General features: G+C 68.1%; 10 protein-coding genes. All 10 read right to left on the bottom strand.

The features are described from left to right. On the bottom strand, positions 1-819 hold an 819-nt coding region (map, locus tag AC1Q49_RS12755; RefSeq protein WP_492492557.1), incomplete at its 3' end, for a type I methionyl aminopeptidase. After that, positions 819-1,415, bottom strand: a complete 597-nt coding sequence (locus AC1Q49_RS12750) for an adenylate kinase (RefSeq protein WP_101306889.1) — start codon at positions 1,413-1,415, stop codon at positions 819-821. The genes map and AC1Q49_RS12750, both read right to left, overlap by 1 nt. After that, complete coding sequence (secY, locus tag AC1Q49_RS12745) at positions 1,412-2,749, bottom strand: preprotein translocase subunit SecY (protein WP_060960262.1); 1,338 nt, start codon at positions 2,747-2,749, stop codon at positions 1,412-1,414. The genes AC1Q49_RS12750 and secY overlap by 4 nt, the downstream gene beginning before the upstream one ends. Positions 2,750-2,858: 109 nt before the next feature. Beyond that, entirely contained in the window at positions 2,859-3,458 is a 600-nt protein-coding gene (gene rplO, locus AC1Q49_RS12740; RefSeq protein WP_492492554.1) for a 50S ribosomal protein L15, read from the bottom strand. Then, positions 3,458-3,643, bottom strand: a complete 186-nt coding sequence (gene rpmD, locus AC1Q49_RS12735; RefSeq protein WP_060960260.1) for a 50S ribosomal protein L30 — start codon at positions 3,641-3,643, stop codon at positions 3,458-3,460. Before rpmD ends, rplO begins: the two co-directional genes overlap by 1 nt. Further along, positions 3,643-4,287 (bottom strand): 30S ribosomal protein S5, encoded by a 645-nt coding sequence (rpsE, locus tag AC1Q49_RS12730; protein WP_223848740.1) that lies wholly within the window; start codon positions 4,285-4,287, stop codon positions 3,643-3,645. The genes rpmD and rpsE overlap by 1 nt, the downstream gene beginning before the upstream one ends. 32 nt (positions 4,288-4,319) lie before the next feature. Continuing rightward, on the bottom strand, positions 4,320-4,679 hold the full coding sequence (rplR, locus tag AC1Q49_RS12725; protein ID WP_005050501.1) for a 50S ribosomal protein L18: 360 nt from the start codon (positions 4,677-4,679) through the stop codon (positions 4,320-4,322). Positions 4,680-4,681: 2 nt separating this feature from the next. Further along, positions 4,682-5,218 carry a 50S ribosomal protein L6 gene (gene rplF / locus AC1Q49_RS12720; protein ID WP_101306891.1) on the bottom strand — a complete coding sequence of 179 codons (537 nt, stop codon included), beginning with the start codon at positions 5,216-5,218 and terminating at the stop codon, positions 4,682-4,684. A 6-nt stretch (positions 5,219-5,224) separates the two neighbouring features. Next, positions 5,225-5,623, bottom strand: a complete 399-nt coding sequence (gene rpsH, locus AC1Q49_RS12715; protein WP_005050503.1) for a 30S ribosomal protein S8 — start codon at positions 5,621-5,623, stop codon at positions 5,225-5,227. Positions 5,624-5,711: 88 nt separating this feature from the next. Then, positions 5,712-6,302: a 50S ribosomal protein L5 gene (gene rplE / locus AC1Q49_RS12710; protein ID WP_060960257.1), complete on the bottom strand. Its 591-nt coding sequence runs from the start codon at positions 6,300-6,302 to the stop codon at positions 5,712-5,714. Between the last annotated feature and the right edge of the window lies 1 nt (position 6,303).

The following is a 6,303-nucleotide window of genomic DNA, read 5'->3' as shown; positions in this document are numbered from 1 at the left end:
GGTGGGGGTCACGTTGAAGGGGGCGAGGGATGCGGCGCCGCCGTCGGCGGCGGTCAGCACCCAGATGCCGCCCTCGTGCACGGCGACGCTGTGCTCCCAGTGACAGCCGTCGCTGCCGTCGACGGTTGTGACGGTCCAGTCGTCGTCCTCGACGTACGTCTGGTCCGAGCCGCCCGTGACCATGGGCTCGATCGCGAGGCACAGGCCCGGCCGCACGGCGGGACCGAGGTCGTCGACCCGGTAGTTGAAGACGGTCGGGCCCTCGTGCATCCGGCGCCCGATGCCGTGACCGACGTAGTCGCGCAGGATGCCGTAGCCCTCGCCGGAGCGCTCGATGTAGCCCTGCACGGCGTCGCCGATCTCGCCGACCCGCGCCGCCGACGCGAGCGCCGCGACGCCCGCCCAGAGCGAGCCCTCCGTGACCGCCGACAGGCGCTCGCGCGCGTCCCGCACACCCGGGTCGCCCCCGGGCACCACGACCGTGATCGCCGAGTCGCCGTTCCAGCCCTTGAACTGCGCGCCGGCGTCGATCGAGACGATGTCACCCGGCTCCAGCACGCGCCCGCCGGGGATGCCGTGGACGACCTGGTCGTTGACGGAGATGCAGGTCGTGTGCCGGTACCCGCGCACCAGCTGGAAGTTCGACTCGGCACCGCGGGCGACGATGACATCGGATGCCGCGGCATCCAGCTCTGCCGTCGTCACACCGGGGGCGACCAGCGCACGGACCGCGTCGAGCGCGGCGGCGGTGATGAGTCCCGGCTCGACCATCGAGCGCAGCTGCGCAGGGGTCTTGTACAGGGAGCGGCGCAGCCCCATCAGAGCGCGGCGGCCGTGATGCCGCGCGCCGTCAGCGCGGCGGTGATGCGTGCGTAGACCTCGTCCAACGTGCCGACGCCGTCGATCTGGTCGACGATGCCGCGCTGGCGGTACACGTCGAGGATCGGGGCCGTCTCGGACTCGTAGATCGCGAGGCGCTTGGCGATCGACTCCTCGTTGTCGTCCGCGCGGCCCTGCTCGGTCGCGCGCAGCGACAGACGCTGGATCGACTCCTCGCGCGGCACGACCAGCTCGATGACCGCGGTCAGCGGCTCGTCGCGCGCGTCGAGGAACGCGTCGAGGTCGCCGACCTGACCGAGGTTGCGCGGGTAGCCGTCGAGCAGGAAGCCCGCCGCGGCATCCGGCTGCGCCAGCCGGTCGCGGACGATCTCGCCCGTCAGCTCGTCGGGCACCAGATCGCCGGCGTCGATGATGGCCTTGACCTTCAGACCCAGCTCGGTGCCGTCCTTCACGTTGGCGCGGAAGACGTCGCCCGTCGAGACGGCGGGGATGCCGAGGGCCTCGGCCACCCGCACGCCCTGCGTGCCCTTGCCGGAGCCCTGCGGGCCGATGATGAGCAGTCGCGCAGCGGTCATCGCAGCAGCCCTTCGTAGTGGCGCTGCTGCAGCTGCGCGTCGATCTGCTTGACCGTCTCCAGACCCACACCGACGATGATGAGGATCGACGCGCCGCCGAACGGGAAGTTCTGGTTGGCGCTGACGGTGGCAAGCGCCACGAGCGGCAGCAACGCGATGAGACCGAGGTAGATCGAGCCCGGCAGCGTGATGCGCGTCAGGACGTAGTCGAGATACTCCGCCGTGGGGCGACCGGCCCGGATGCCGGGGATGAAGCCGCCGTACTTCTTCATGTTGTCGGCGACCTCGACGGGGTTGAAGGTGATCGCGACGTAGAAGTAGGTGAAGCCGACGATGAGCAGGAAGTACAGCAGCATGTAGAGCGGGTGATCGCCCTTGGTGAGGTACTGCTGGATCCAGGTCACCCAGCCCGGGATGTTGCCGTTCGCGTCGGGCGTCTGGTTGAACTGGGCGATCAGCGCGGGGATGTACAGCAGCGACGAGGCGAAGATGACCGGGACGACACCCGCCATGTTCACCTTGATCGGGATGTACGTGTTCGTCCCACCGAGCGTGCGCCGACCGACCATCCGCTTCGCGTACTGCACCGGGATGCGCCGCTGCGACTGCTCGACGAACACCACGAGGGCCACGACGACGATGCCGACCGCGAGCACCAGGAGGAAGACCTCGAAGCCGCGCGAGGTGGCGATGGCCCACATCGCGGCCGGGAACTGCGCCGCGATCGAGGTGAAGATGAGGATCGACATGCCGTTGCCGACGCCGCGCTCGGTGACGAGCTCGGCGAACCACATGATGAGGCCGGTGCCGGCGGTCAGCGTGATGATCATCAGCAGCTGCGCCCACCACACGTCGTTGGTCAGCAGGGCGTTGCACTCCGCGATACCCGTCGTGCCGAACAGCTGACCGGAGCGGGCCACCGTGACCAGCGTGGTCGACTGCAGCAGCGCGAGCGCGATCGTGAGGTAGCGGGTGTACTGCGTGAGGCGGGCCTGACCGGACTGCCCCTCCTTGTACAGCGCCTCGAAGTGGGGGATGACGACGCGCAGCAGCTGCACGATGATCGTCGCCGTGATGTAGGGCATGACCCCCAGGGCGAAGATCGACAGCTGCAGGAGGGCGCCGCCGGAGAAGAGGTTGACCAGGGAGAGCAGGCCCTCACTGGCCGATCCGGTCTGCTGCAGGCAGGACTGGACGTTCGGGAAGCTCACGAAGGGCGCCGGGATGTGCGCACCGAGGCGGTAGATGGCGATGATCGCGAGAGTGAAGCCGATCTTCCGCCGGAGGTCCGGGGTGCGGAAGACCCGCGCGATGGCGCTGACGGCGCTGAACAAAAGGATTTCCTCCAGTGAGCTGACCGGTGTCTCGAGACGCGTCCGAGGACACCGCTTCCAGAGTACGGCAACAGGGGCCGGAGGCTCGCCTCCGGCCCCTGCCGTGGAATTACTTGACCGAACCGCCCGCGGCGACGATCTTCTGCTCGGCCGAACCCGAGACCTTGTCGACCGCGACGGTGAGCTTGACCGAGATGTCTCCGGTGCCGAGCACCTTGACCTTCTCGTTCTTGCGCACGGCGCCCTTCGCGACCAGGTCGCTCACGGTGACGTCGCCACCGGCCGGGTACAGCTCGGCGAGCTTGTCGAGGTTGACCACCTGGTACTCGACGCGGAACGGGTTCTTGAACCCGCGCAGCTTCGGCGTACGCATGTGCAGCGGCATCTGGCCGCCCTCGAAGCCGATCTTGACCTGGTAGCGGGCCTTGGTGCCCTTGGTGCCACGGCCCGCGGTCTTACCCTTCGAGCCCTCACCACGACCGACACGGGTCTTCGCGGTGTTGGAGCCCGGGACGGGACGCAGGTGGTGCACCTTCAGCACACCGGGACGCGACGCCTCGGCATCCGCCTCCTTGGCGGGAGCCTTCTTCGCGGCCGGCTTGGCCGCAGCCTTGGCGGGAGCCTTCTCGGCGGTCTTCTTGGCAGCCGGCTTGGCGGCGGCCTTCTTCTCGACGACCTCTTCGGTCGCCTTCTCAGCCTTGTCGGCCATCAGTCGATCTCCTCAACCTTGACGAGGTGGGCGACGGTCTTGACGTAACCGCGCGTCTGCGCGTCGTCGGGACGGACGACCGAGTCGCCGATCCGCTTCAGGCCGAGCGAACGCAGCGTGTCACGCTGGTTCTGCTTCTCGCTCACCTTGGACTTGATCTGGGTCACCTTGAGACGCGCGGCCATCAGGCACCTCCCTTTGCAGCGGCCGCGGCGTCAGCCTCGGCACGGATCAGACGGGCGGGAGCCACCTGGTCGAAGTCGAGACCACGACGGGCGGCGACCGCGCGGGGCTCCTCGAGCTGCTTCAGCGCCTCGACGGTCGCGTGCACGATGTTGATCGTGTTCGACGAGCCGAGGGACTTGGAGAGCACGTCGTGGATGCCGGCGCACTCGAGCACGGCGCGAACCGGACCACCGGCGATGACACCGGTACCGGCGGCAGCCGGACGCAGGAGCACGACACCGGCAGCGGCCTCGCCCTGCACCGGGTGCGGGATCGACGAGCCGGTGCGGGGCACGCGGAAGAAGTTGCGCTTGGCCTCTTCGACACCCTTGGAGATGGCGAGGGGGACCTCACGCGCCTTGCCGTAGCCGACGCCGACGAGACCGTTGCCGTCACCCACGACGACGAGCGCCGTGAAGCTGAAGCGACGACCGCCCTTGACGACCTTCGACACGCGGTTGATCGTCACGACGCGCTCGAGGAACTGGCTCTTCTCGGCGTCGCGCGAACCGCGGTCGCGGTTGGGGTTGCGCTCGCGTCCGCCGCGGCGGGGCTCGCGGGCCTCGCGCTCGACGGGAGCGGTGGCCGCAGCCTGCTCGGTCACTTCGTTCTCCACATTCTGAGTAGTTGCATCGCTCACAGGTTCAGACCTCCCTCGCGGGCGCCCTCGGCGATCGCTGCGACACGGCCCGCGTAGCGGTTGCCACCGCGGTCGAACACGACGTCCGAGAAGCCGGCCGCCTTCGCACGCTCGGCGACGAGCTCGCCGACCTTGCGCGCCTTCGCGGTCTTGTCACCGTCGAACGTGCGCAGGTCCGACTCGAGGGTCGACGCCGACGCGACGGTCACGCCCTTGCTGTCGTCCACGAGCTGGACGAAGACGTGGCGGGCCGAACGGGTGACGACCAGGCGCGGACGGGCCTCGGTGCCCACGACCTTCTTGCGAAGGCGCAGGTGACGACGCGAACGCGCGTCGCTCTTCGACTTGACAGCCATGATTACTTACCAGCCTTTCCGGCCTTGCGGCGAACGACCTCGCCCGCGTAGCGCACACCCTTGCCCTTGTACGGCTCGGGCTTGCGGATCTTGCGGATGTTCGCGGCGGCCTCACCCACGGCCTGCTTGGAGATACCGCTGACGGTGAGCTTGTTGTTGCCCTCGACGGTCAGCGTGATGCCGGCCGGCGCCTCGACGAGCACCGGGTGCGAGAAGCCGAGCGCGAACTCGACCGCCGTGCCCTTCTGTGCGACGCGGTAACCGGTGCCGACGACCTCGAGGCCCTTGGTGTAGCCCTCGGTCACGCCGATGATGTTGTTGTTGATCAGGGTGCGGGTCAGCCCGTGCAGCGAACGCGACTCGCGCTCGTCGTCGGGGCGGGAGACCAGGACCTGGTTCTCCTCGACCTTGACCTCGATGGGCTTGGCGACGGAGAGCGCGAGCTCGCCCTTCGGGCCCTTGACGGTGACGTCCTGGCCGTCCACCGAAACGGTGACGCCGGCGGGGATGTCGATGGGAAGACGTCCGATACGCGACATGTCAGATCACCACACGTAGGCGAGGACTTCCCCACCCACGCCCTTCTGCTCTGCCTGACGGTCGGTGAGAAGACCGGAGGAGGTGGACAGGATCGCGACGCCGAGGCCGCCGAGGACCTTGGGGATCTCGGTCGAGCGTGCGTACACGCGCAGACCGGGCTTCGAGACGCGCTTGATGCCGGCGATCGACCGCTCGCGGTTCGGGCCGTACTTGAGCGTCAGGGTGAGGGTCTGGCCGACACGGGCGTCGGAGACCTCCCAGCCGGAGATGTAGCCCTCCTGCTGGAGGATCTCGGCGATGTGGGTCTTGAGCTTGGAGCTCGGCAGCGACACGGAGTCGTGGTGCGCCGAGTTCGCGTTGCGCAGACGGGTCAGCATGTCAGCGACCGGGTCTGTCATCGTCATTTCTTGGTGTCCTTTGTTCAGCGGTTTCGGATGCCGTTACACGACAGCCGACCTTCTTGATGGTCCGACCGGAACGGTCGGGGGTGGGTCAGGCCTGGTTCTCGTCCGTCTTGAACGGGAAGCCCAGCTGGCGCAGCAGCGACCGGCCCTCGGCATCCGTCTTCGCCGTGGTGACGATCGTGATGTCGAAGCCGCGGACGCGGTCGATCTTGTCCTGGTTGATCTCGTGGAAGACCGACTGCTCCTGCAGACCGAACGTGTAGTTGCCGTGTCCGTCGAACTGCTTCGGGGACAGACCGCGGAAGTCGCGGATGCGCGGCAGCGCCAGGTTCACGAGACGGTCCAGGAACTCCCACGCGCGGTCACCGCGGAGGGTGACGTGCGCGCCGATGGCCTGGCCCTCGCGCAGCTTGAACTGGGCGATGGACTTGCGGGCCTTCGTGACGACCGGCTTCTGGCCGGTGATCTTGGTGAGGTCGTCGACGGCGCCATCGATCACCTTGGAGTCACGAGCAGCCTCGCCGACACCGGTGTTCACGACGACCTTGACGATCCCGGGGATCTGCATGACGTTGGCGTAGCCGAACTCGTCCTGCAGAGCCTTCTTGATCTCGCCCTGGTACTTCTGCTTCAGGCGGGGCTGGATCTTGCCAGCCGCCGCGGCAGTGGTGGTGCTCATG

The sequence above is a fragment of the Microbacterium sp. MPR-TSA4 genome (assembly GCF_058792815.1).
Note: the sequence above shows the minus strand (reverse complement) of the source record. Positions and strands in the feature narration are given on the sequence as shown.